This window comes from Actinomadura sp. KC06 (assembly GCF_004348735.1).
Taxonomy (GTDB): Bacteria; Actinomycetota; Actinomycetes; order Streptosporangiales; family Streptosporangiaceae; genus Spirillospora.
On record NZ_SMKT01000053.1, the window covers coordinates 12,806 to 35,324 of the forward strand.

The 22,519-nt window shown below is 69.6% G+C and carries 28 protein-coding genes; 7 read left to right on the forward strand and 21 right to left on the reverse strand.

Annotated features, from left to right (window positions below; all coding sequences use genetic code 11):
* Window positions 1-17: 17 nt before the first annotated feature.
* Window positions 18-491, reverse strand: a complete 474-nt coding sequence (locus tag E1287_RS18620) for a MarR family transcriptional regulator (RefSeq protein WP_131966231.1) — start codon at window positions 489-491, stop codon at window positions 18-20.
* A gap of 62 nt (window positions 492-553) precedes the next feature.
* On the opposite strand from E1287_RS18620, the gene E1287_RS18625 reads away from it, so the two are divergent.
* Window positions 554-1,708 (forward strand): FAD-dependent monooxygenase, encoded by a 1,155-nt coding sequence (locus E1287_RS18625; protein ID WP_131966232.1) that lies wholly within the window; start codon window positions 554-556, stop codon window positions 1,706-1,708.
* On the opposite strand, the gene E1287_RS18630 is transcribed toward E1287_RS18625, so the two are convergent.
* The 15 genes from E1287_RS18630 to E1287_RS18700 all read right to left on the reverse strand — a co-directional run bounded on the left by E1287_RS18630 (window position 1,673) and on the right by E1287_RS18700 (window position 13,345).
* A complete protein-coding gene (locus E1287_RS18630; RefSeq protein ID WP_131966233.1) occupies window positions 1,673-1,978 on the reverse strand; it encodes a hypothetical protein in 306 nt (101 codons plus the stop codon). The two genes, E1287_RS18625 and E1287_RS18630, sit on opposite strands and share 36 nt — an antisense overlap.
* Window positions 1,979-2,096: 118 nt before the next feature.
* Entirely contained in the window at window positions 2,097-2,879 is a 783-nt protein-coding gene (locus tag E1287_RS18635) for a MaoC/PaaZ C-terminal domain-containing protein (protein ID WP_131966234.1), read from the reverse strand.
* A gap of 150 nt (window positions 2,880-3,029) precedes the next feature.
* Window positions 3,030-3,662, reverse strand: coding sequence for an HNH endonuclease family protein (locus E1287_RS18640; RefSeq protein WP_131966235.1), 633 nt, complete (start codon window positions 3,660-3,662; stop codon window positions 3,030-3,032).
* A gap of 292 nt (window positions 3,663-3,954) precedes the next feature.
* Window positions 3,955-5,130, reverse strand: a complete 1,176-nt coding sequence (locus E1287_RS18645) for a lipid-transfer protein (protein WP_131966236.1) — start codon at window positions 5,128-5,130, stop codon at window positions 3,955-3,957.
* Window positions 5,127-5,546 carry a MaoC family dehydratase gene (locus tag E1287_RS18650; RefSeq protein ID WP_131966237.1) on the reverse strand — a complete coding sequence of 140 codons (420 nt, stop codon included), beginning with the start codon at window positions 5,544-5,546 and terminating at the stop codon, window positions 5,127-5,129. The genes E1287_RS18645 and E1287_RS18650 overlap by 4 nt, the downstream gene beginning before the upstream one ends.
* Complete coding sequence (locus tag E1287_RS18655; RefSeq protein WP_131966238.1) at window positions 5,543-6,622, reverse strand: acyl-CoA dehydrogenase family protein; 1,080 nt, start codon at window positions 6,620-6,622, stop codon at window positions 5,543-5,545. Before E1287_RS18655 ends, E1287_RS18650 begins: the two co-directional genes overlap by 4 nt.
* On the reverse strand, window positions 6,622-7,590 hold the full coding sequence (locus tag E1287_RS18660; RefSeq protein WP_131966239.1) for a MaoC family dehydratase N-terminal domain-containing protein: 969 nt from the start codon (window positions 7,588-7,590) through the stop codon (window positions 6,622-6,624). Before E1287_RS18660 ends, E1287_RS18655 begins: the two co-directional genes overlap by 1 nt.
* Window positions 7,587-8,750 (reverse strand): acyl-CoA dehydrogenase family protein, encoded by a 1,164-nt coding sequence (locus E1287_RS18665; protein WP_131966240.1) that lies wholly within the window; start codon window positions 8,748-8,750, stop codon window positions 7,587-7,589. Before E1287_RS18665 ends, E1287_RS18660 begins: the two co-directional genes overlap by 4 nt.
* 9 nt (window positions 8,751-8,759) lie before the next feature.
* On the reverse strand, window positions 8,760-10,415 hold the full coding sequence (locus E1287_RS18670) for an AMP-binding protein (protein ID WP_131966241.1): 1,656 nt from the start codon (window positions 10,413-10,415) through the stop codon (window positions 8,760-8,762).
* 22 nt (window positions 10,416-10,437) lie between these two features.
* Window positions 10,438-11,616 (reverse strand): NADH:flavin oxidoreductase, encoded by a 1,179-nt coding sequence (locus E1287_RS18675; RefSeq protein WP_131966242.1) that lies wholly within the window; start codon window positions 11,614-11,616, stop codon window positions 10,438-10,440.
* Window positions 11,617-11,704: 88 nt separating this feature from the next.
* Window positions 11,705-12,064: a hypothetical protein gene (locus E1287_RS18680; protein ID WP_131966243.1), complete on the reverse strand. Its 360-nt coding sequence runs from the start codon at window positions 12,062-12,064 to the stop codon at window positions 11,705-11,707.
* Window positions 12,065-12,089: 25 nt separating this feature from the next.
* Window positions 12,090-12,482 carry an ATP-binding protein gene (locus tag E1287_RS18685; protein WP_131966244.1) on the reverse strand — a complete coding sequence of 131 codons (393 nt, stop codon included), beginning with the start codon at window positions 12,480-12,482 and terminating at the stop codon, window positions 12,090-12,092.
* A complete protein-coding gene (locus tag E1287_RS18690; protein ID WP_131966245.1) occupies window positions 12,482-12,733 on the reverse strand; it encodes a hypothetical protein in 252 nt (83 codons plus the stop codon). The genes E1287_RS18685 and E1287_RS18690 overlap by 1 nt, the downstream gene beginning before the upstream one ends.
* Window positions 12,726-12,962 (reverse strand): hypothetical protein, encoded by a 237-nt coding sequence (locus E1287_RS18695; protein ID WP_131966246.1) that lies wholly within the window; start codon window positions 12,960-12,962, stop codon window positions 12,726-12,728. Before E1287_RS18695 ends, E1287_RS18690 begins: the two co-directional genes overlap by 8 nt.
* Window positions 12,959-13,345 (reverse strand): ATP-binding protein, encoded by a 387-nt coding sequence (locus E1287_RS18700; protein ID WP_131966247.1) that lies wholly within the window; start codon window positions 13,343-13,345, stop codon window positions 12,959-12,961. The genes E1287_RS18695 and E1287_RS18700 overlap by 4 nt, the downstream gene beginning before the upstream one ends.
* Before the next feature lie 133 nt (window positions 13,346-13,478).
* On the opposite strand from E1287_RS18700, the gene E1287_RS18705 reads away from it, so the two are divergent.
* From E1287_RS18705 to E1287_RS18730, 6 genes are all read left to right on the forward strand, one after another.
* A complete protein-coding gene (locus E1287_RS18705) occupies window positions 13,479-14,225 on the forward strand; it encodes a GntR family transcriptional regulator (protein WP_131966248.1) in 747 nt (248 codons plus the stop codon).
* Window positions 14,226-14,396: 171 nt separating this feature from the next.
* Complete coding sequence (locus tag E1287_RS18710) at window positions 14,397-14,651, forward strand: hypothetical protein (protein ID WP_131966249.1); 255 nt, start codon at window positions 14,397-14,399, stop codon at window positions 14,649-14,651.
* Window positions 14,623-15,138, forward strand: coding sequence for a DUF6879 family protein (locus E1287_RS18715; protein ID WP_131966250.1), 516 nt, complete (start codon window positions 14,623-14,625; stop codon window positions 15,136-15,138). Before E1287_RS18710 ends, E1287_RS18715 begins: the two co-directional genes overlap by 29 nt.
* Before the next feature lie 18 nt (window positions 15,139-15,156).
* Window positions 15,157-16,005, forward strand: coding sequence for a helix-turn-helix transcriptional regulator (locus E1287_RS18720; protein WP_131966251.1), 849 nt, complete (start codon window positions 15,157-15,159; stop codon window positions 16,003-16,005).
* Window positions 16,006-16,104: 99 nt separating this feature from the next.
* Complete coding sequence (locus E1287_RS18725; RefSeq protein WP_131966252.1) at window positions 16,105-16,578, forward strand: hypothetical protein; 474 nt, start codon at window positions 16,105-16,107, stop codon at window positions 16,576-16,578.
* Window positions 16,579-16,586: 8 nt separating this feature from the next.
* The gene (locus E1287_RS18730) at window positions 16,587-17,009 is read left to right on the forward strand and encodes a hypothetical protein (RefSeq protein ID WP_131966253.1); all 423 of its coding nucleotides are present in this window, start codon (window positions 16,587-16,589) and stop codon (window positions 17,007-17,009) included.
* 30 nt (window positions 17,010-17,039) lie between these two features.
* On the opposite strand, the gene E1287_RS18735 is transcribed toward E1287_RS18730, so the two are convergent.
* The 5 genes from E1287_RS18735 to E1287_RS18755 are packed head-to-tail and all read right to left on the reverse strand — an operon-like array spanning window position 17,040 to window position 22,436.
* Window positions 17,040-17,393 (reverse strand): hypothetical protein, encoded by a 354-nt coding sequence (locus E1287_RS18735; protein WP_131966254.1) that lies wholly within the window; start codon window positions 17,391-17,393, stop codon window positions 17,040-17,042.
* A gap of 3 nt (window positions 17,394-17,396) precedes the next feature.
* Window positions 17,397-18,098: an ABC transporter ATP-binding protein gene (locus tag E1287_RS18740; protein ID WP_131966255.1), complete on the reverse strand. Its 702-nt coding sequence runs from the start codon at window positions 18,096-18,098 to the stop codon at window positions 17,397-17,399.
* Window positions 18,095-18,811, reverse strand: a complete 717-nt coding sequence (locus E1287_RS18745; protein WP_131966256.1) for an ABC transporter ATP-binding protein — start codon at window positions 18,809-18,811, stop codon at window positions 18,095-18,097. The genes E1287_RS18740 and E1287_RS18745 overlap by 4 nt, the downstream gene beginning before the upstream one ends.
* Window positions 18,798-20,999 (reverse strand): ABC transporter permease, encoded by a 2,202-nt coding sequence (locus E1287_RS18750; RefSeq protein WP_131966257.1) that lies wholly within the window; start codon window positions 20,997-20,999, stop codon window positions 18,798-18,800. Before E1287_RS18750 ends, E1287_RS18745 begins: the two co-directional genes overlap by 14 nt.
* 12 nt (window positions 21,000-21,011) lie before the next feature.
* Complete coding sequence (locus tag E1287_RS18755) at window positions 21,012-22,436, reverse strand: ABC transporter substrate-binding protein (protein ID WP_131966258.1); 1,425 nt, start codon at window positions 22,434-22,436, stop codon at window positions 21,012-21,014.
* Between the last annotated feature and the right edge of the window lie 83 nt (window positions 22,437-22,519).

The window sequence follows — 22,519 nt, forward strand, 5'->3', positions numbered from 1 at the left end:
ACCGGTACGCGGCGGCGTCACCCGTCCGGGGTCCGGCGCAGCTCCTTGGCGGCCGTCCGGTAGGCGCCGGCGATGCGGACGAGCATGTCGAGCAGCAGCGGCGCCTGCTCCGGCGTGTAGCGCGCGCCGACCTCGTCCAGATACCGCCTGGACGACTCGCAGGCGGCCTCGTAGTCGTCCATGCCTCCGGCGACCGGCTCGACGGTGACCGTCCGCCGGTCCTGCGCGCCGCGCACCCGCCGCACGTAGCCCGCCTTCTCCAGCCTGTCGACGAGCCGGGTGGTGGAGGCGGACGGCAGCCCGAGCTCCTCGGAGATCGTCCCCACCGCGAGCGGCCCGCGCATCTCCAGCAGGATCGCGGCGGCGACGTCGACCGGCTGCAGCCCGAGCCGGTCGGCGACCGCCTCGTTGTGCAGCAGGACCGCGATCACGAACTCGCGGAACACGTCCTCGCCCTGCCGCGCCTGCTCCGCCTGCTTCCGCCGACCCACTGTCGCAGCCTACTCCGCCCCGATGTATCTTCATATCGAAGATACTTCATTTCGGAGGGGATATGGAGATTCTGGTCATCGGCGGCGGCATCGGGGGCCTGGCCGCCGCACGCGAACTGCTGGCCGGCGGGCACGACGTCCGGGTCTACGAACAGGCCCCGGCCCGCCGGACCGGCGGCAAGGCGATCCTCCTCTGGAGCAACGGGACCGCCGTCCTGCACGACCTCGGCATCAGCGTCGACGGCGCCGGCAACCGCATCGACAGGATCGACGCCCTGACCTCCGACGGCCGCCTGCGCACCACCCAGAGCATCGCCCACACCGCCGGCCGCTTCGGCTTCGAGACCAAGGCCATCGCCCGCCGCGACCTGCTGGAACGCCTCGCGGACGGCCTGCCGGACGACCTCGTCCGCTACGGCAAGACCTGCGAGCGCATCAGCCAGGACGGCGACCGCGTCACGGCCGCCTTCGACGACGGATCGACCGACACCGCGGACCTGCTCGTCGGGGCCGACGGCCACCACTCGGTCGTCCGGCGCCACCTGTGGGGGGACGGCGCGGTCCGTCCGGCGACCTTCGGCACCTGGCAGGGCCTCAGCCCGATCGACATCGAGCTCACCGGCACCCACCACCACAGCATGATCACCGGACGGGAGGGCGCCTGCGGCCTCATGCCCGCCGGGGACGGCCTCCTCCAATGGTGGTTCGACGTGCGCTGGTCCCCCGCCGACCCGCGCCCCGCCTCTCCGCTGACCGACCTGCGGCGGCGTTTCGGCCATTGGGCATCGCCCGTCCCCGAGGTTCTCGCCGCCGCCAACGACGACGACCTCGAATTCTTCGGCCACCACTGGAACAAGGTCCGCCGCGTATGGGGAGACGGCCGCATCACCCTCGTCGGCGACGCCGCCCACACCATGCCGCCCACCCTCGGCCAGGGCGCCAACCAGACCCTTGAGGACGTCTGGGTCCTAGGACGCGAACTCGCCAAGGAAGACAAGGACCCGGCGGCACGCCTACGCGAATACGAGAAGACCCGCTACCCGCAGATCTCCAGGGTCTCCCGAATGGCCAAGCGCAACCCCGCCAACTGGCGCATCCCACCCGTGATCGGCCGCCTCTTCCCGGAAACGTCCCAGACCACCATGCTCGCCCGCTTCAGCAACCGCCTCACCGCCCGGGTGTCAGGGACGCGAGCGGAGCACCTCCACGACACGTGACCACGAGTCGGCGCCGTGGCCGTCGTCGATCGCCCGACGTGCCAGGTCACGCATCAGCGCCGGAAGCCGGGGATCGACGCCCGCCTGCACGCTGGTCGCGTGGACGTGCTCGAGTCCGGAGAGCTCCATCAGCAGGTTGTCCTCGGCGCCGGAATAGGTGCCCGCGTCCACATCGGCCGCGAGCCGCTCGAAGGCCGCCGGCAGGATGGCCAGGATCTCACCGGCCCAGGGCAGGAACTCCTTCGCGGTCAGACCCTGTGCGGTGGCCATCTACAGCCTGACCGAGCGCGGCGTTCGTCTCGACCTCGCGCTGCGTCCGCTCGGCGAATGGAGCGATCAGAACATGGACGTCATCACCGCCGCGAGACAAGGCGTGCGTTAGTGCCCCTTAGGCGAAGTGGGCTTTGGCTGAGGAGATTACTGTTCTGCCTTCTACGGCTGCCTCGAAGTGGGTGGTATTCCAGGTGGTCATCTGGAGGACGTCGCCTGGGAAGACCGGGGCGGCGAAGCGGCCTTCCAGTTCGGTCAGGTCGGCCGGGTGTGCGCCTAGGGATCTGGCCAGGGGAAGGGTCGTGGCGGCCAATGTGCAAAGGCCGTGCATGATGGGGCGGGGCATTCCGGCCGCCTTTGCCGCGTCCGGGTCTATGTGCAGGTGGTGGCGGTCGCCTAGGAGTCGGTAGAGCGCGGCCTGATTCGGGTCGGTCGTGACGGTGAGCGGCGTCGCGTCGGGCTCTGTTTCCGGACGGCGGCGCGCCGATGGGCCTCGTTCGCCGCCGAATCCGCCGCAGCCCGGGGCGAACAGCGACCAGGTCGCCTCGAAGTATCGGCTTTCTACGGTGACGTCGAAAACCGCGGCGGAACCCTTGTCCCAGACCTCGGAGACGTAGGCGGTCATTTCCACGGATCCCGAACGTGGCAGCGGCTCCAGAACGCGGAGGCGCTGCGAGCCGTGGACGGCGGTCCGCGCGTCGAACGCGCCTGCCGAACCCAGCGCGTCCGGGGCCCATTGGGCGAGGGTCAGCGCGAAGGTCGGCAGGACGCGGAGGCGATCCTCGAAGACCAGGTCGAGGTCGGACGCGTCCGCCCCGATCGCGAGCGCGTAGAGGATGGGCCGCGTCTCGTCGCATGACACGGTTCTGCTGCCGAGTGCGCGGCCGCGCCATTCGTTCATAGCCGTCCATCATGGGCGCGGCACGATCGTCGGGGGCACGTCCGTCCCGCTCACCGATACCTCGTCGCGGGTGCCGAGCGGCGGCCCGGGACGGCTGACGCCCGTGCCCCGGCCCGCCGTCCGGAGGTCGGATGGCGGGCCGGGTGATGGTCAGCAGGTGCCGAGCATCGAGTTCAGGGCGCCCTTCTCGGCGCTGTCGACGGTGAGGCCGTAGTACCACTTCACCTGGATCCAGGCGCGGGCGTAGGTGCAGCGGAAGGCGGCGCGCGGCGGCTGCCACTGGGCCGGGTCCTGGTCGCCCTTGGACTGGTTGACGTTGTCGGTGACGGCCCACAGCTCCGGGCCGCCGAGGTCGTTGGCGTAGGTCTGGCGGCGGGACGTCGTCCAGGCCCAGGCGCCGGAGGCCCACGCCTCGGCGAGCGGCACCATGTGGTCGATGTCCAGGTCGGAGGCGAGGGTCCAGGTGGCGCCGTCGTAGGGCGAGTACCAGGAGCCGGACGTCGGGTAGCACGCGGAGTCGGTGACGACGTTGGTCCCGTCCCGCTTCAGGACGGTCTCCCGGGTGTTGCACGCTCCGGAGATGGTGATCCAGTGCGGGAACAGATCACGGTCGTAGGTGTCGCCATGGGACTCGGCGGCGACGGTGAGCTCGGCCAGCCGGGCCGCGGCCGTGGCGGCGGACGGGATGTTCGGCGGTGTCGCGGACGCCGGCGTCCCGAGGACGCCGATCAGCGCCGCGCCGAGCACGGCGGGCAGCAGGAACAGGGACAGTCGTCGTCGCATGGGGGTCGCCCTCCTGCGGCCGTTCCCGGCCGGGCCGGTGGCTCCTGAGGGGCGGGAACGGCGGCACAGCGACCGTGGCATTTCACGGTAAGTGCCTTAAATGTCACGCTTTGCCCAAGGCGCAAGAGCGGTTGGGCGGATGGTGCCGTAGGCGCCCCGGCCGCACGCGGCATGACCTGCGAAGATGCCGCCGGCAGGCGGCGGTACGCGGGCGCGACGAGCCGATGAAACCCTTGCTAACGCGCCCTGTACGGACCGGTTTGGGCACAGAAGGTCCAGTCGTGGCGTCCGTTCAGGTGTCGGCGCCCAGGACCAGGCCGCTCGTCGGGACGCCCGTCCCCGCGGTGACGAGCACGTTGTGCACGTCCCCCGGCTGGTTCACCGAAGTGCCACGGACGAGCCGGACGCCCTCCGCGATTCCGTTCATGCCGTGGATGTACGCCTCGCCGAGCTGCCCGCCGTGCGTGTTGAAGGGGAGCCGTCCGTCCAGTTCCAGGTTGCCGTCCGCGACGAAGTCCTTGCCCTCGCCTTTCGCACAGAAGCCCAATTCCTCCAGCTGCGGCAGGACGAGAGGCGTGAAGTGGTCATAGAGAATGGCGGCCTGGACGTCGGCGGGCGTCAGGCGTGACTGCGCGTAGAGTTGCCGTCCGACCAGGCCCATTTCCGGGATTCCGGTGATTTCGGAGCGGTAGTAGCTGGTCATCATCTGCTGCTCGTTGCCGGACCCCTGCGCGGCGCCCCAGATGAGAGCGGGACGGTGCGGCAGATCGCGGGCGCGTTCGGCCGACACGACGACGAGGGCCTGGCCGCCGTCGCTTTCCTGGCAGCAGTCGAGCAGCCGGAGCGGTTCGGCGATCCAGCGGGACGCCTGGTGGTCTTCGAGGGTGATGGGACGGCCGTAGAACCAGGCGGCCGGGTTCCGCGCGGCGTGCCTGCGGTCGACGACGGCGATCCGGCCGAAGTCCTCGCTGGTCGCGCCGTACTCGTGCATGTAGCGGCGGGCGAACATGGCGACCCACTGCGCGGGCGTCGCGAGCCCGAACGGCGTCATCCACGAGTAGGCGGCGCGGTCGGCGCTGACGTCCATCGGACGGTCGGCCTGCCCGAGGCCGTAGCGGGTGCCGGAGCGTTCGTTGAAGGCGCGGTAGCAGACGACGACGTCGGCGACTCCGGTGGCGACGGCCATCGCGGCCTGCTGCACGGTCGCGCAGGCCGCGCCGCCGCCGTGCCCGATGCGGGAGAAGAACGTCAGCTCGCCGATGCCGAGATTGCGGGCGATGTGGATCTCGGAGCTGGTGTCGGCGGTGAACGTCACCATGCCGTCCACGTCGGACGGTTCGAGCCCGGCGTCGGTGACGGCGGCGAGCACGGCCTCGCAGGCGAGCCGCAGTTCACTGCGTCCGGACTCCTTGGAGAACTCGGTGGCGCCGATCCCGGCGATCGCGGCGGCGCCCGGCAGCACGCTCATGCGCCGCTCCCCTTCAACTGGACGACGACGGTGCCGGTCACGTGCGGGCCGATCGCGTTGGCGCCGCGCACCGCGATCTCGACCCGGCGGTCCTCGGGATGCTTGGCGGTGATCGTGCCGGTGAGGACCATCGTGTCGCCGGGGTAGTTCGGCGCGCCGAGGCGGATCCTGATGGCCTTCACTACGGCGGCGGGGCCCGCCCAGGTGGTGACGTACCGGTCGACCAGGCCGTTCGTCGTCAGGATGTTCATGAAGACGTCCTTGGAGCCGCGCTCGACCGCGAGGGACGGATCGTGGTGGACGTCCTGGTAGTCGCGGCTCGCCAGCGCGGTCGCGACGATCATCGTCCGGGTCAGCGGGATGCTCAGCTCGGGCAGTTCCTCGCCGACCGCCACGTCCTCGAACCGGCGGTTCACAGGGCGGCTCCCAGCAGGTCGAGGTCGTGCGACGCGCCGCCGAGCGTGCCGGAGATCTGCTTGCCCCACAGGAAGTGGCGGTGGACCGGGTAGTCGACGTCCACGCCGATGCCGCCGTGCAGGTGCTGGACGCGGTGGACGACGTTGAGCCCGCCCTCGCCCGACCACCATTTGGCGACCAGAACCGCGGAGTCGGCGTCTTCGCCTGCGGCGATCAGGGAGATGGCGTGCCAGAGGCAGACGCGGAGCGCGTCGATCTCGATGTAGCAGTCGGCGAGCTGGTGCTGCACCGCCTGGAAGGTGGCGAGCGGACGGCCGAACTGCTCGCGTCCGGCCAGGTAGTCGGCGGCCAGGCGGAGCGCGCCCTCCGCCACGCCGACCTGGACGGCGGCTAGCGCGACGCGGGCAAGGCGCAGCGCGGTGGCGAGGGCACCGCTGCCGAGGGGCTGTGCTGGGGACGCGTCCAGGGTGAGGTGCGCGGCGCTGTCGTGCGTCGTGGTCTGGGCTTGTTCCCAGGAGACACCGGACGCGGAGGCGTCGAGCAGGTAGAGGCCGGGGCCGTCATCCGCGCTGGCTGCTACAAGGACGCGGTTCGCGCCGAGCGGGGTGGGGACGACCGCCTTGGTGCCGGTCAAGAGCCAGCCGTCGCCGTGGCGGACGGCAGTGCAGCGGGGTTCTGCGGGGTCTGCGGGCGCGAACTCCTCCAAGGCGATGGTCAGCCGTTCGGTTCCGTCCGCGAGAGCGGGCAGGAGTTCCTGCTGCTCAGGTGTGCCGTGCTCGGCGACGGTGAGCGCGGCGACGAGTGCCGTCCAGATCGGGGCGGGCGCGACGGTGCGGCCCTGCTCCTCCAGCAGGACGGCGAGCCCGCCGACGCCCAGACCCGCGCCGCCCGCGTCCTCGGGCAGTGCGATGCCGAGCAGGCCCGCGTCCGCGAGAGCCGCCCACAGGCGTGCGTCGAGGAGACCGGTGCCGGACTGCTCCGCCGCCTTGATCCGATCCTGATCGGCGTGGCCGTTGAAGATCTGCCGGGCCAGGCCCTGGACGGCCTCCAGCTCTTCGCCAAGGGTGAAGTCCATCAGCGCTCCTTAGCGTCGGCCGGGCGGAACACCGGCAGGGACAGGTCGGGGTCCGGGTCGATCCAGTCGAGGACGACCGGCATGCCTATCTCCACGTCCGCTGGGGCGACGTCCGCCATATTGGCGATGAGGCGGGTTCCCTCGGCGAGCTCGATCACGGCGACGACCAGGGGATAGTCGAAGGCCGGATGGCGCGGGTGATGATTGACGACGTAGGTGTAGACGTGGCCGTTGCCCGTCGACTCGATGGTGTCCCAGCCGAACGAGCCGCACTGCGGGCAGGCCGGGCCGGGCGGGTGCCGCAGCGATTTGCAGTCGGCGCAGCGCTGGATGACCAGGCGGTGCTCGCGGGCGGCCTCGAACCAGAAGGCGTTGTCCGGGTTGATCGCGGGGCGCGGACGCGATGCCTTCGGCTCCGGCTCAGCTGGAGCCGCAGCCTCGGCTGGAGCCTCGGCCGGACGGAAGCGGAGGGTGCGCCAGCGTTGGGTGGCCACGACTTCGCCCGTCGCGTCGCGGTACGTCTTGATGGTGCTGATGAAGCGTCCCGCGCCCAGTGCCGTCTGCTTCTCCGGTGAGACCGACTCGACGGTCTCCTCGACGCTGACGTGGTCGCCGGGGGTCAGCTCGCGGTGGAATTCGAACTCCGAGTCGGTGGCGACGACCGACGTGTAGCCGCCCTCGGCGAGCAGCGCGTTCAGCTCGTCCGCGGCAGAGGGCTCGGAGTCCGGACGGACGGACGCGGCGTATCCGCGCATCGTCCACGCCTGCATCATCGACGCGGGCGCCACGATGCCGTCACGTCCGCTGGCGCGTGCGGCGTCGTCGTCCAGGTAGACGGGGTTGTCGTCGCCCATTGCCTCGACCCAGTGACGGATCATGGGGACGTTCACCGGGTCCTGCCCCTGGCGGCGGGCGACCACCTCGCGTCCGGCCCATGCCTGGAGCCTGTCCTCATAAGCGTCGGTCATGAGCGCCTCGACCGGGGGAGTCCGAGGCCCTGGACGGCGACCATGTCGCGGAGCACCTCGTTGACGCCGCCGCCGAATGTGTTCACGATGCCCTGCCGCGAGAGCTGCTCGATCTGCCCGTAGAGCACGGCTCCCGGCGATTCGGGACGGATCCGTCCGGCCGCGCCGAGGATCCCGGTGAGGGTGCGCTGGACGTCGATGTGCGTCTCCGTCCCGTAGGACTTGGCGGCGCCCGCCTGGGCACCGGTCAGCGTGCCCGCCTCCACGGCCATGGTCATCTTCCAGTTCATCAGCCGCATCGCCTCCAGCCTGGCGTGCGTGCGGGCGAGATCGGCCCGGACCCACGGCAGGTCGATCGCGCCGTTGTCGCGGGCCCAGTCGCGGACGTCCTCCCACAGGCGGATCATCCGCCCGCCGAGCGCGGCGAGCCCGACCCGCTCGTGGTTGAGCTGGGTGGTGATGAGCGTCCAGCCGCCGTCGACGTCCCCGACGACCGAGGACGCGGGCACCCGGACGCCGTTGTAGTAGGTCGCCGTGACGATCATTCCGCCGACGGTCTGGATCGGGCTCCAGGAGAACCCGTCGGCGTCGGTCGGCACGATCAGGATGGAGATGCCCTTGTGCTTCGGCGCGTCCGGGTTCGTGCGGACGGCGAGCCAGATGTGGTCGGCGGTGTTGGCGCCGCTGGTGAACACCTTGCTGCCGTCCACGACGAACCGGTCGCCGTCGAGGACGGCCTTCGTGCGCAGCGACGCGAGGTCGGTACCGGCGTCGGGCTCGGTGTATCCGATCGCGAACACGATGTCGCCGGACAGGACGCCCGGCAGGAACCGGCGCTTCTGCTCGTCCGTCCCGTACCGCATGAGCGTCGGGCCGACCGTGTTGACGGTGACGAACGGGAACGGCAGCCCGGCCCGCTGCACCTCGTCGAAGAACACGTACTGCTCGGCGATCGACCTGCCCTGCCCGCCGTACTCCTCCGGCCAGCCGTAACCGAGCCAGCCGTCGTTGCCGAGCATCTTGACGATCTCGCGGAACCGCTCACCGCCGACGCCCTGCTCACCGGCGCGGCGCCGCACGTCCGGGGGCAGCAGGCCCGCGAAGTACGCCCTCAGTTCCGTGCGCAGCGCGCGGTGCGCCGCGGACTCACGCAGATCCATACCAACCCCTCACGGAAGGAAGCGCTCGCGGCCGGCGGCGGCGAACTCCTCGCGGAGCGCCGCCTTGTCGGCCTCGGTCATCAGGGCGTATCCGGGGGCGCCCCGCCCGGCCCACCGGTAGACGGGGTCGGCGGTGCGCCACCCTTCGAGCTGCATCTCCTTCTTCTTGAGCTTGCCGGAGCCGGTCGTCGGCAGCGCGTGCGAGACGCGCACGAACCGCGGCGCGCCCTTGGTGCCGAGATCGTCCTGGACGGCGAGGAACCCGGGAAGGTCGAGATCCTCGAACTCCACGCCCTCGGGGATCTCGATCGCCGCCATCACCTGGTCGCCCGAACGCGGGTCGGGGACGCCGAACGCGACCGCGTCCACGATCTTCGGATGGCGGCGGACGATGTTCTGCGTGAGCAGCGCGGAGATGTTCTCGGAGTCGACGCGGATCCAGTCGCCGGACCGTCCGCCGAAGTACAGGAACCCGTCGCCGTCGACGTAGCCGAGGTCTCCCGTCCAGTACCAGCCGTGCCTTACGCGCTCGGCGTCGGCCTCGGGGTTCTTGTAGTAGCCCTCGAATCTTCCGGCGCCGTCCACGTCGACGATCTCGCCGATGGCGGCCTCGGCGTTGGTGACGCGTCCGTGCTCGTCCAGGACGGCGGGCGCGCACGTCTCGCGCGTCTCCGGGTTCACGATCCGGACGCCGTCGCGGGCGGGCTTGCCGAACGCGGTCGCCGGGGTGCCCGGCACCCGCTTGATCATCCCGGCGCTCTCGCTGGACCCGTAGCCTTCGAGGAGCGTCGCGCCGAAGCGGCGGAGGAACTCGCGCTTGTCCTCGGGGGACGCCTCAGTGCCGAACCCGTGCGTGAGGGTGTTGTCGCCGTCGTCCGGCTGTTCCGGGGTGCCGAGGACGTAGCCGATGGCCTTGCCGACGTAGGTGAAGAACGTCGCGCCGTAGAACCGGATGTCCGGCATGAACCCGGACGCAGAGAACTTCTTCCCCAGGACGACGGTCGCGCCCACGGCCAGCGACGGGGCCCACAGCGCCATCAGCGCGTTGCCGTGGAACAGGGGCATCGAGCAGTAGCTGATGTCGTCCCGCTTGATGTCGTACTTGGCGCTGTTGTTGCGGCCCAGCTCGGCGAGCCTGCCCTGCGAGCAGCGCGCCGCCTTGGACGCACCGGTCGTCCCGGACGTGAACAGCAGCAGCATCTGCGTCTTCGGCGTGATCGACGGGTCGGCCCGGGGCTCGGAGGCGTGCGCCTCGACCATCGCCGCGTAGCCGTCATCGTCAACGAGCAGGAAGCGGTCGCGCGGGACGCCGATGTCGAGACCGTCGAGGAGTTCCAGCCCCTCCCGGTCGGTGACGACGAGCTGAAGGTCGGTGTGGCGGACCTCCTGCTCCAGGTAGGAGCCGGTCCGGGTGGAGTTGATCCCGACGATCGTCGCGCCGCTCAGCGCCGCCGCGCCGAGCCAGAGCACGTACTCGGGGACGTTCTCCAGCAGCACACCGATATGGAACGGTCCTTCTTGGCGAAGCCCGCGCGCCAGCGACGCCCGGGCTGCGCTCTCCCTGACGACCTCGTCCCACGTCCACGTCCGCTCGCGGCTGCGCAGGCCGGGACGGTCGTCACCCAGCCTGGCCAGCAGCATCCCGGCGATCGTCTCGTCTCGCACTCGCACACCCCTCCCGGCGGGCTCACATGGGCTGGACGAGAACGCAGCGCGTCCCGCCGTAGATCGCCGTCATGCACTTGTTGCAGTGGATGCACAGCGACTTCGTGTCCGGCTCGTCCTTGATGCGGTTGATCAGGTCGGGTTCGCGGAGCAGCGCCCGCGCCATCGCGACGAACTGGAAGCCTTCGGCCATGGCGATGTCCATGCCCGCCTTGTCCGTGACGCCGCCGAGCAGGATCAGCGGCATCTTCACGGCGGCGCGGATCTGGCGGGCGTCCTTGAGCAGGTAGAGGTCCTCGTACGGGTACTCGCGCAGGAACCGGCGTCCGACCAGCTTCACGCCGAGCTTGATCGGCTGCGGCATGACGGCGGCGAACTCGTGCAGCGGCGCGTCGCCCTTGAACAGGTACATCGGGTTGAGGAGCGAACTTCCGGCGGTGAGTTCGAGGGCGTCGAGCGAGCCGTCCGCCTCCAGCCAGCGGGCGACCTGGATGGCCTCGTCCAGCCAGAACCCGCCGGGCACGCCGTCGTCCATGTTGAGCTTGGCGGTGATGGCAATGCGATCCCCCACGGCGTCCCGCACAGCCCGCGCGATATCCCGCGACAGCCGGGCCCGGTTGGCCAGCGAGCCGCCGTACTCGTCCTTCCGATGGTTGATCTTCGGGCTCAGGAAGGAACTGGCCAGGTAGTTGTGGCCGAGATGGATCTCGACGGCGTCGAACCCGGCCTCGATCGCCATCCGCCCCGCATGCGCATGCCCCTGGACGACCCGCTCCAGGTCAGCGCGCGTCGCCGCCCTGGTGAAACTCGTGGTCGTCGCGTGGAAGTGCCGATTGGGCGCAATGGCAGGCAGCCCATTGCCCTTCGGATTCGCAACCGGTCCTGCATGCCCGATCTGCGCGGCGATGGCGGCACCCTCAGCATGCACGGCCTCGGTCAGTTTCCGCAGGCCGGGGAGTGCTTCGTCCGTCCACAGAATTTGTTTGCGATCCGTCCGCCCATCCGGCGCAACGGCGCAGTACGCGACGGTCGTCATCCCGACACCACCGGCCGCATGCCGCACATGAAACTCGATCAGCTCGTCAGTGACGAGACTCTTCTTGCTAAGCCCCTCATACGTGGCTGCCTTGACGATGCGGTTCCGCAGCGTGACCGGACCGAGCTTGGCGGGAGCGAGCACGTCGGGTATCGGGTCGTTCATCCAGGTCCTTCCATCCGGACCCGACGTTAATCAGCGCGCCGCCCGCCCACGCCGACCATCCCGCTGACCGGGAGCGACGACCTCGCACTCAGCCCCACTCCCTGCCCGGAAACATCCGCCCCTTCAAGATCAGATCCAGCGCATCCGCCGCCGCCTTGACGTCCCCGCACGGCGACACGAACCCACCGCGCCCGTCACCCGCCTCGAAGTACCCCCACGCCTGCCCTGGCATCGCCCGGACGGTAACGACGGCCCCGATGTCGTCCGCCGCCCCACTCGCGTAGACCCACAGCAACGGCACCGGAAACCGGAACTCCCGCTTGTCGTAAAGCCCCACGCACCGCCACCCCTTGGGCAGAAGAGCGACCCGCAGCAGCTCAAGCCTCCGCACCGCCGCGTCATGGCCGACCCACGTCCGCCATTCCAGGACGACCCGCCACCGCCCCACCGCCTGACACGCACCCCGCGCCACCTCACACACCCTTTCCGACCCGCGCCCACACCCACTTGCCGTGCGGCTTGGTCTGGTAGGCGCCGCACCCGAGGGCGAGCGCCTCCACGATCGGCAGCCCTCGGCCGCTGAGTCCGTCCTCATCGTGCTTGCGCACCGGCATGACGTCGGACGCGTCCCACACTTCGAACAGCAGCCCGCGCAGCTCGTGCGTGAGCCTGACGCGGATCTCCTGTTCGGGCGCGTGCCGGACGGCGTTCGTCACCAGCTCACTGGCGATCAACGTCGCGTCATCGCGCAGCGCGGTCAGCCCCCAGGACGCGAGCCGCAACTCCACCAGCATCCGAACCTGCGCCGGTGCCGTCCGCGCCGCCAGGAACCGCGCGTCCAGGACGTTCGCGGGTCCGCACTCCATCACGACCACCGCCCCAACTGCCGCACCACCAGGACGATCCGCTCCGCCGCCGCGGCCTCGCGCCCGACCTCGCCGAGCACATGCCCCCGCTCCCCACCCCACCGGAACCGCGCCCCATCACACGCGATCACCCGCTCGCCCCGCGTCCCCAGCGACGCGAGCACCATCCCCTCGGACACGCTCGCCCGGATACCCCGCTGCACAAGCTGCGCCGCCAACGCCTCCAGCGGCTTGCCCGTAACTTCACACACAGGTCCGTCTCCTTCCGGCCAGGCTGAGGCCCTGGCCCGCGGCGGTCTGTCGCCCGCTCTCGTGGTGGCGAGCGACGGCGCGCTCGGTGATGTCGCCGGGACGGCGCTCCAGCTCAGCGCTCCCGACGCCCTTCTTGTGGTGGGACGTGGCCACGACGACCCGGTCCATCAGCCCTCGGTAGGCGGCGATCGCTTGCTGCGGGTCTGTGCAGCCCTCCGCCAACGTCATGCCTCGACGCTCCAGGTCAGCTCCGCCCACATGGTTTGGCCTTCCGCGCCGACGTCGTGGCCGAGCCTGTCGGCGGTCTGCTCGATGATGATCAGCCCTCGCCCGTGCTCGGCGGCGAGGTCGTGCGCCTCCGGCCGGCCCCAGGCGCCGGTGCCGGAGTCGGTCACGGCGATACGCGCCCACCCGGGGCGGATCGTCACCGTGATGGACAGTTCTCCGCCGCCTGCGTCACTCAGGGTGTGTCGGATGCTGTTGGCCGCAAGTTCCGCAGCGATGAGTTCGGCATCGCCACGGCGCGGGCTGCCGTTGAGGAGTCCGCACACGAACGCACGAATTGCCGGAACCATGGACGGCAGACCCGGATAGGTCTGGGACCATTCCATGACAGAGGGCACCTCCAAGCGATCAAGTTCTTACACTGAGTGACCCGGCAAGCTGAGTACTCAGCTTGCGACCTGAGCACTCAGGTTGTCAAGCTTGGGGACAGGAATCGCACCCAGCGCACCGGAGACGCCCGTGACACAGCCCGCCTACCTGCGTATCGCCGACGATCTGCGGCAGCAGATCGTCGACGGCCGTCTCGGACCGGGCGACCGGGTCCCGTCCCGCCACCAACTCGCCCGCGACCACGGGGTCTCCGACCGCGTCGCCGTCGAGGCCGTCCGGCTCCTCGTGTCCGAGGGCTATGTCGAATCCCGCTCCGGGTCGGGCACCTACGTGAGGCAGCGTCCGACGGTGAGGCGCCTGACTCGAAGCTGGTACCGCGAGGCTCGTGGCCGTGCCGACTCGCCGTTCCGCGCGGACATGGAGACCCAGGGTCGCGCCGGAACATGGCGGTCGTCGTCGGAGACGTCCACCGCGACACCGGCCGTCGCAGAACGGCTTGGCGTGGCCGAGGGCGATCCCGTCATGCGGACGCAGTACACCTTTCTCGCCGACGAGCAACCCGTCATGCTGTCCACCTCGTGGGAGCCCCTCGCCCTGACGCGCGGGACGCCGGTGATGCTGCCCGAGTCGGGCCCGTACGCGGGCGCTGGCGTGGTGGCGAGGATGCGCGCGATCGAGCAGACGGTGACGCTGGCGTCAGAGGTCGTCACGGCTCGGGCGATCCTCGCCGACGAGGCCGACGTGCTCGGCGAGCCGATGGGCTCCATCGTCATGGTGATCCAGCGGACCTACTCCGGCGACCACCCCGTCGAAACCGCCGACATCATCGTCCCGGTCGACCGCTACGAGTTGGCCTACGTCATCCCAGTGGACTGACCGCGAGCAGTCCGGAACGGGCTCTCCCCGCCGGGCACTTGAGGAGTTCGGGATATGACCGCCGTGAACCTCGCGTCGGCGGGCCGGCGAACTTCTTGACGGGCCGGACGGCCCGGGTGAGGGTCGGAGGACGTGTCGCTCTCGGGCACACCACCGATCGTGGAGGGCACTATGGCGCTACTGTGCATCGGCATCGACCCTGAAACCAATGAGGACAAGTGCCCGGCGGTGTTCTTGGATACCGACACCGGCGACTTCGTTCTCGTCGGGTGGACGGTGACTGATCCCGACACGCTCGCCAAGGTGGCCGAGCGCACCCCGGTCGCGGACTACGAGACCGTGGTGCGGCTCCCGGCCCGGATGCGGGAGATCATCACGAAGGCCCTGGAGGTACCTGATGTCGGGGAACGCACCGACCTTCGCTGAACTACTCGCGTCCACGAAGCTCTCCGCGATCCACCTGGAGATGCGGGACACCTACACTCCGGACGACCCCAAATTCCTCGCGTGGCGGGAAACCGGCGCCCTCGAAGGATTCGGCGCGGGCACCCCCTGGTTCGACCTCATCCGCTCCGCGATCGCTCGTGGCGTGACCGTCCGCCGGGCCCGGCTGGTGTCAGAACCGGTCACCGAGTACATCCGCTTCGAGCACGCTGTGACCGGCCGGCACAACCTTCCGGCCGGGGAACGGGTCCGATGGCTGTCCCGGTGCCGCGCCTCTGACCTGGCGCTGCCCGGCAACGACTTCTGGGTATTCGACGACCGGCTGGTGCGGTTCCATCACTTCTCAGGGGACGGCCACCCCCTCGATGACGAATTCAGTGAGAACCCGGCGGTGATCAAGCTGTGCGTCGACGCGTTCGAGGCCGTGTGGGCACGGGCCGTCGATCATGCTGACTTTGAGCCGCGGTGAAGCTGTCAGTCACAACCGATGTCCATCTCACCGTCTTCTTCGGTCCAGGCCGCACGCGAAGAGCTGGCCGCACGCCTGCGCGAAATCCGGGTTGAAACCGAATTGACCGGAAAGGCACTGGCTGCCGAAGCCGGGTGGCACCGCACGAAGGTCTCCCAGATCGAGCACGCCGCACGCCCGCCCTCCCCTAACGACATTCGCACCTGGTGCCGCATCTGTCACGCCGCCGACGAGGCCGAGGACCTCATAGCCCGACTTCGCGACGTCCAGGGCGGCTACATCGAATGGAAACGGCTCCAGCGCACCGGCCTCAAACGTCTTCAGGAGACGGCACGGGCGGAGTTCGACGAGTGCCGACACCTGCGCGCCTATTGCTCCCAGGTCATGCCCGGCCTGCTCCAGACCGCCGACTACACCCGCGCGCTCCTCGGATCGGTCCAGCGGTTCCGCGAACTCCCGGATGACGTTGAGGCCGCGGTCGCAGTCCGCCTGGCCTGGCAACGGGTCCTCACCGAGGGAGACCACCGCTTGGCTTTCCTGATCGAAGAGAGCGTGCTGCGATACCGGCTCGGCAGCGCCGAGGTCATGGCCGATCAGCTCGGCCACCTAATGGCCGTCATGCAACTGCCGTCGGTTTCGCTCGGCATCATCCCTTTCGCCACGACGCGCACCATCACACCGCGCCCGAACTTCACCATGTTCGACGCCGAGAACGTCCAGGTGGAACTTCCCTCGGCGCTCATAACGGTGACCGCGCCAGGGGAGATCGCGATCTATGCGAAGGCGTTCGAGGAGCTTGCTGAGATGGCCGTGATCGGTGGAGCCGCGCGAGCCTTGATCGCCTCGACGATCAGCACGCTGGACTGATTCGCACGTAACACTCGGTCACACTCCTGGCCTGGAGCGTAACGCCAGGTGGACGCTCTGTTTCGACGGCACAGATGCGAAAGCCACCGGGAGGCAACGATGACCATCGCCTTGAATCGGGCGGCGCAGGCTGCCAAGGACCCACGTGAGCTCGTCCCGCCCGAGGTATGGGACCTACTGGTCGAGGACCTGCGGCGCTACCACCACGTCACCCGTGGCTACGCAGAGCGGATGATGGGACAGGCACTCGTGTTCCTCAAGGCGCAGGCGGAGGTCGTCCGGGCTCGCCTGGAGGGACGGCACTGGGAGCGGATCGTCCCGACCTCGCCTGTGGATCCGGCGTGGCACGCCTTCATCCTGCGGTCGCAGGCCTACGAGGCGTTCTGCCAGGAGCACGCGGGCGAGTACATCCACCACGTGCCCTACCAGAACGAGGCCATGCTGAATGGCGAGGCGCTTGAGGTCACGATTCCGCGGTTGGAGTCGACCGGGTATCGGGTGGACGTGGAGTTCTGGCACGGTGAGCGGTCGCCGTGCTGCCCGCCGGAGTGCAACAACATGGGCGGGAAGTAGCGCACGCCGTGGCGCACCGGATCGCCCCTGACGCGGCCAGACCTGCGGCCGTCCGGTCCACGCATTACCACTGCTACAAGTGGTCGGGCAGCGGGCAGGAGTGGGAGCGGCTTGGAAAGAGCGACACGCTTGATCTGAACAGCCCCGACCGGCCGCCGGTGCGGACGGTCGATTGGCTGATCAAGTCGCCACGGTTCATTGCGGCCGTCCACGCTGGCCCGCAGGCCGCGCGGGACTGGCTGATCGGCGAGTGGGACCGGGCGCGGGAGAAGGCGATGACCCCGGTCCCCGAATGGGTGAGCAGCGAGGACCGGGCGGCGCGGGCGTTGAAGGCGATCGAGACCGGTTGCTGGCCGTCCTACAGCCAGTGGCTCGCCGGTGGTGTGATCGTGTTCCTGGCCGTCGTCGGCAGCGACCAGACGTGCCATTGAGCGGCACCGTCCAGAAGCCGCTGCTCCCCGCTACTGCTCGTTCTTCAGGGCCTCGGCTATCTGGTCGGTTTGGGACTGGGATTCGATTAGTTGGCGAAGGAGCCATAGGCGTAGAACGCGGGTTACGGCGGCGGCCAGGTAAAGGGCCGCGCCTAGGACGGTTACTGCCAAAAAGCCGACGGCGAGGGTCTGGAGTGAGCCGACGTCGCGGAGGTCGTCCTTGGTCAGGGAAACGTTGTAGGCGATGAACGTGCCGACGACCCCGATGACCATCGCCAATGCCCCGGCGATCCGGAGGACGCCGTCGTATCTCGACTGGTCTGTCTTGAGTTTCTGGCGTGCGACGTCGTCCTTGAACTGCTGGCGCCGTTCTTCGGTGAGCATGGGTCAACCTCCCAGGTAGTCGCTGGACAACCGGTCTTCGATCTCGTCGGGGGTTCCGGCCGCGACGATGCGGCCGTTCAGCATCAGGGCGGCGGTGTCGGCGATCGGCAGGACGGCTCGGGCGAACTGCTCCGCGACGAGCACCGACAGGCCGCCTTCGACCAGTTCGGCGACCGTCTCGTACATCCGGGTGACGATCATGGGTGCGAGGCCCATGGACAGCTCGTCGAGCAGGAGCACCGCCGGGTCGGCGCCGAGGGCGCGGGACAGGGCGAGCATCTGCTGCTCGCCGCCCGAGAGTGAGCCGGCGAGCTGGCGGCGGCGTTCACCGAGGATGGGGAAGCGGGCGTACGCCTTCTCCTCCAGGTCCTCCAGGCGGGCGCCGGTGCCGGTCGCGGCCCACAGGTTCTCCCGGACGGTCAGGTTCGGGAAGATCCCGCGGCCCTCGGGGATGGAGCACACGCCTAGGCGGGCGGCGTCCTGGGCGGAGATGCCGTTCACCTTGCGTCCCGCGAAGCGCAGTTCTCCGCCGGACGGGGCATGCAGGCCCGCGCAGACTCGCATTGTGGTGGATTTGCCGCCGCCGTTCGGGCCTAGCAGTGCGAGGAGCGAGCCGGGCCGGAGGGTCAGGTCTACGCCGTGGAGTACCTCGATCGCGCCGTAGCCCGCACGGATGCCTGCCAGTTCGAGCATGGGTTCCGTCATCCGGCTGCCTCCGTGCCGATGTAGGCGGCTATGACCTCGGGTGACTCCTTGATCTCCGCCGGGGTGCCGGACGCGATCAGCGCGCCGTAGTCGAGGACGTGGATGGTCGCGCAGAGGCGCATGACGAGCGGCAGGTCGTGCTCGACCAGGCAGATCGCGAGGCCCTCGGCGGCCAGGCCGGTGAGCATCTCGGCGAACGCGTCCGTCTCGCGGTCGGTCTGGCCGGACGCGGGCTCGTCCAGGAGCAGGACGCGCGGTGAGGTCATCAGCGCGCGGGCCACCTCCACGACGCGGGCCCGTCCGATGGGGATGTCGGAGACGTCGCGGTCGGCGATGTCGGTGAGGCCCGTGCGTTCGAGGATCTTGTCCGTGTCCTGATCACGGGTGGAGCTGTGCTGGATGTCGCCTGCCACGCGGATGTTGTCGCGAACCGACAGTGACAGGAACAGTTCCAGGCGCTGGAACGTCCGGGCCATGCCGCGCCGGGCCCGGCGGGCCGGGGACAGCTTCGTGATGTCGTCGCCGTCCAGCAGGACCTGGCCGGACGCAGGTTTCTGCAGGCCGGTGATGGTGTTGAACAGCGTGGTCTTGCCCGCGCCGTTCGGGCCTATCAGCCCGGTGATCTGTCCTTTGCCGATGGTGAGGCCGACGTCGTCCACGGCGGTGTTGCCGCCGAACCGGACGGTGATGCCCCGTGTTTCAAGCAGGGACATGGGCACCTTCCTTCAGGCCGAGGTCACGGTCTAGCCGAGTGCGGAGCTCGTCGGTGTAGGGCTCGTCCACGCCGATCAGTTCCAGCGGTGTCGGGCGGGCCCGCCGCTCGCGGCCGAAGAGGGGCAGCAGCATGATCGTGCAGAGGGCGATCAGCGAGAACGTCCAGGCCCCGATCACGCCGGTGAGCGCCAGGACGTACAGGGCCGCGCCGAACGCGCCGGCCCCCAGCAGGACGGGCCTCGAACCGCGCAGCGTGCGGTAGCCCTCGACGATGTCGTGGACGAAGCCGCTCGGGTTCCGTCCGACGCCCATCCCGACCAGCGCCGTCCCGACGAGGACGAGATGGCCGAGCGCGCCGTAGATGTTCGACAGGCCCTCGCTCTCCAGCGCCAGGTCGCTGAACGTCGACACCAGGACGGCGGACCCGACGCCCGCCATCAGGCCGCCGAACAGCGCGCCGCTGATGTAGCCGATCCCGGCGACGACGACGAGCATGAGCAGGGCCAGGCTGCCGACGAAGGAGAAGTTCTCCTGCGCGACCGTCCCCGTCGCGGACGACATCAGCACCCCGCCGAGCCCGGCGATCGCCGCGGAGATCATGAAGACGCTCAGCTTCAGCCGGACGAGGTCCTGCCCGAGCATCGCGGCCGCCGCCGGGCTGTCCTTCATCGCGGCGAGCCGCCGACCGTATCCGCCGCCGCGGAGCGCGGCGAGCCCGACGGCGATCAGCGCGAACAGGACGGTGGCGGTCATGAGCGAGGTGGTCCCGTCCCGGAGGTCGAGCGGCCCGATCTTGAGAGGCGGGACGATGAGCGAGCCGTCCGGGAACAGCGTGAACTTCACCCCGAACCATTCGTGCTGGGTGGTGTCGCGCAGCACCATGTTCGACAGGAATTCGCCGAACGCCATCGTCGCGAGGGCCAGGTAGAGGCCGCGGAGCCGTAGTGCGGGCAGCGCGACCAGGCCGCCGACCAGCGCCGCCGCCGCGACAGCGAGCAGCAGGCCCTGGACGTTCAGGTGCGCGCCGAGCCCGCTCCCCCGCACGCCGAAGTGGAACGCGACGACCGTCGCGACCGCGCCGAACGCCAGCGGCGCGAGGTTCAGCTCGCCCGCGTAGCCGGTCAGGACGGTCAGCGACAGCGCGATGATCGCGAAGCTCATGCCGAGCGCGAACGTGGTGACGCCCGCGTCCGACAGCAGCAGGCTGTACAGGTACACGATCGCGACGAGCGTGACGCCCCACACGGTCGCGGCGCGGACGGTCGGCGGACGGTACCGCTCGCGGGTCCGGATCGCGGCGCCGCGGAGGCGGTCCTGGGGCAGCAGCACCAGCACCACGAACAGGATGATCATCGGCAGCGAGACGCGCAGGTTGCCGGTGAACGTGCCCGCGGACGGCAGGTAGGCGAGCACGTAGTTGGCGGCGAGGCCGAGCACCATCGCGCCGACGAACGTGCGGGGGATGCTGCGCAGGCGTCCGAACATCGCGGCGGCGAACGCGTCGATCACCAGGAGGGTGAGGGCGTTCGCGTCCAGGCCGCCGCCGCTGATCGGCACGATCAGGACCCCGGCGAGGACGGCGAGCGTCGAGCCGAGCGCCCACGACAGCATCGCCGCCCGCTCGGGGTCGTGGCCGTTCAGCCGCAGCAGGTCGGGGTCGTCGACGGATCCGCGCATGACGACGCCCGTCCGGCTGCGGGTGAACAGCACGCGCAGCCCGACCGCGATGACGACGGCGGCGACCAGGCAGACGATCTCGTGGTACCGGACCACCACCCCGCCGACCGTGATCTTCGAGCCGGAGCCGAAGAACATGTCGACGGTGTGCGCCTCGTCCGGGTTCCAGATCCACTGCGCCAGGTAGACGGTGCCGAGCAGCACCGCCACCGTCACGATGATCTTCGTGACGTCGGCGGTGCCGCGCAGCCCCTTCATGATCACGGCGTGCAGCGCGGCGCCCATCGCGGGGCCGGCGAGCCCGACCACGACGATCAGCGCGAGCCACACCGGCCAGCCCCACCGCTCGGTGACGTGCCAGTACAGGAACGTGCCGAACATCGCCTGGGCGCCGTGCGCGAAGTTGAATATCCCGGACGTGTTGTACGTCAGCACGAGCCCCGAGGCCGCGATGGAGTACACCGACCCCAGGACGAGCCCGAGGATCGTGTAGGTCAGGAACGTCGTCATGCGATCTCCGGATCAGCCGGCCTGCGGCTTGATGACGTCGCCGGTCAGGAACTTGGTGGACGTGCGGTCCGCGTTGAGCGTCGTCCCCCAGGTCTTCGGGTCGGTCTTGACGACGAAGTCGCCGCCGCACTCGAACTCCCCGACGTTCTTGGGGAATGCCTGCTCGTACTTGGTGCCGTTGAGCTTCACCATCAGCGAGCAGGACGCGGGCTTGTTGTTGCCCGGGTCGGTGGGCGCGTGCAGGCCGCCGCCCGTCCACTCGTGCACCTTGGACAGCTCGTTGATCACGCACTGCCGGGTCAGGTCGGAGCCGCACTTCTGCGCGGACTGCGCCCACAGGAGGAAGGACGACGTGGCCTGCATGCCCAGCAGCGCGACCTTGCCCTTCTTGGCGCCGACGATGTCGGTGTACTGCTTGACGGCCGGAACCTTCGCGGCGTTCTCCAGCGGCTGGAAGATCATCCCGACGTGCAGGTTGTTCCCGGCGCCGGAGGCGTTCCACTTGGAGACGAACGTGCTGTACCAGGTCGCCTCGAACACGTAGGTCGGCTTGGCGCCAGCGCGGTCGATCGACTCCAGGAAGCTGAACTGGCCCGGGTCGGGCGAGTCGGACGTCCACAGGTACTTGACGCCGCAGTCCTTGATCTTCTCGGCGAACGGCATGTAGCTGCTCTCGCCCTTGTCGTTCAGCCGGACGCCGCATTCCATCGGCGTGATCCCGATGCCCTTCATCGCCCCGGCGATCTTGTTCGTGCCGTGGGTGACGGCCGGCGACGTGGACAGCAGGATGTCCGTCTTGCCCTTGAAATCGGGGAACTGCTTCTCGGCGATGCGGAGCGCGCCGATGTTCATCAGGTCCACCGGGTACGGGACGGCCTCGTACTTCATCGGGCCCATCGCGGCGTTCGGCCCGACGGTGAATCCGGCGACGGTCGGCAGCTTGCACCCGACCCGATACTGCTCGGCGGCGTCGTCCAGCGCGAAGCCCTGCCCGACGAGCATGAAGTCCTGCTTGCAGGACTCCTGCACGACCTTCACCGACTGAGTCATCGCGGCGTCGTACTGGTTGCCCTTGAGCTTGCGGCCGTTGATGCCGCCCTGCTCGTTGCACCAGTCGATCATCGCGCCGATCGCGTCGCCCATCTCCTTGGACAGGCCGGGCGCGGACGCGAAGCCGCGATCGTCGCCGAAGCCGATCGCGATCTGGTCGTCGGTGACGCCCTGGTCGGTCTTGCCCTTGGCGTCGCCGGGGCCGCAGGGGGACGGCATCGTCCCGAACGTCTTGCTCGCCGTGGTCTTGCCGCCGCCGTCCGAGCCGTTCCCGCCGTTCCCGTCCGAGATGCCGTCGGTGCCCGAGCGATCGCTGGCACAGGACGCGGTCACCAGCGCGACCGCCAGGGCGCCTGCGGCGAGACGCCCGATCTTGTCGACCTTCATCCGGTCGTACTCCTTCGTGAGTCGGGGTGGTGCGGCGGGGGGGCGATGGTCTGCGGCACGGCGGTACGCGGGTGCGCACGGCC

Coding starts and splice junctions, on each gene's coding strand:
- E1287_RS18625 (WP_131966232.1), top strand. CDS start 554: ATGGAGATTCTGGTCATCGGCGGCGGCATCGGGGGCCTGGCCGCCGCA.
- E1287_RS18630 (WP_131966233.1), bottom strand. CDS start 1,978: ATGGCCACCGCACAGGGTCTGACCGCGAAGGAGTTCCTGCCCTGGGCC.
- E1287_RS18635 (WP_131966234.1), bottom strand. CDS start 2,879: ATGAACGAATGGCGCGGCCGCGCACTCGGCAGCAGAACCGTGTCATGC.
- E1287_RS18640 (WP_131966235.1), bottom strand. CDS start 3,662: ATGCGACGACGACTGTCCCTGTTCCTGCTGCCCGCCGTGCTCGGCGCG.
- E1287_RS18645 (WP_131966236.1), bottom strand. CDS start 5,130: ATGAGCGTGCTGCCGGGCGCCGCCGCGATCGCCGGGATCGGCGCCACC.
- E1287_RS18655 (WP_131966238.1), bottom strand. CDS start 6,622: ATGGACTTCACCCTTGGCGAAGAGCTGGAGGCCGTCCAGGGCCTGGCC.
- E1287_RS18660 (WP_131966239.1), bottom strand. CDS start 7,590: ATGACCGACGCTTATGAGGACAGGCTCCAGGCATGGGCCGGACGCGAG.
- E1287_RS18665 (WP_131966240.1), bottom strand. CDS start 8,750: ATGGATCTGCGTGAGTCCGCGGCGCACCGCGCGCTGCGCACGGAACTG.
- E1287_RS18675 (WP_131966242.1), bottom strand. CDS start 11,616: ATGAACGACCCGATACCCGACGTGCTCGCTCCCGCCAAGCTCGGTCCG.
- E1287_RS18685 (WP_131966244.1), bottom strand. CDS start 12,482: ATGGAGTGCGGACCCGCGAACGTCCTGGACGCGCGGTTCCTGGCGGCG.
- E1287_RS18695 (WP_131966246.1), bottom strand. CDS start 12,962: ATGACGTTGGCGGAGGGCTGCACAGACCCGCAGCAAGCGATCGCCGCC.
- E1287_RS18700 (WP_131966247.1), bottom strand. CDS start 13,345: ATGGAATGGTCCCAGACCTATCCGGGTCTGCCGTCCATGGTTCCGGCA.
- E1287_RS18710 (WP_131966249.1), top strand. CDS start 14,397: ATGGCGCTACTGTGCATCGGCATCGACCCTGAAACCAATGAGGACAAG.
- E1287_RS18715 (WP_131966250.1), top strand. CDS start 14,623: ATGTCGGGGAACGCACCGACCTTCGCTGAACTACTCGCGTCCACGAAG.
- E1287_RS18720 (WP_131966251.1), top strand. CDS start 15,157: ATGTCCATCTCACCGTCTTCTTCGGTCCAGGCCGCACGCGAAGAGCTG.
- E1287_RS18725 (WP_131966252.1), top strand. CDS start 16,105: ATGACCATCGCCTTGAATCGGGCGGCGCAGGCTGCCAAGGACCCACGT.
- E1287_RS18735 (WP_131966254.1), bottom strand. CDS start 17,393: ATGCTCACCGAAGAACGGCGCCAGCAGTTCAAGGACGACGTCGCACGC.
- E1287_RS18740 (WP_131966255.1), bottom strand. CDS start 18,098: ATGACGGAACCCATGCTCGAACTGGCAGGCATCCGTGCGGGCTACGGC.
- E1287_RS18745 (WP_131966256.1), bottom strand. CDS start 18,811: ATGTCCCTGCTTGAAACACGGGGCATCACCGTCCGGTTCGGCGGCAAC.
- E1287_RS18750 (WP_131966257.1), bottom strand. CDS start 20,999: ATGACGACGTTCCTGACCTACACGATCCTCGGGCTCGTCCTGGGGTCG.
- E1287_RS18755 (WP_131966258.1), bottom strand. CDS start 22,436: ATGAAGGTCGACAAGATCGGGCGTCTCGCCGCAGGCGCCCTGGCGGTC.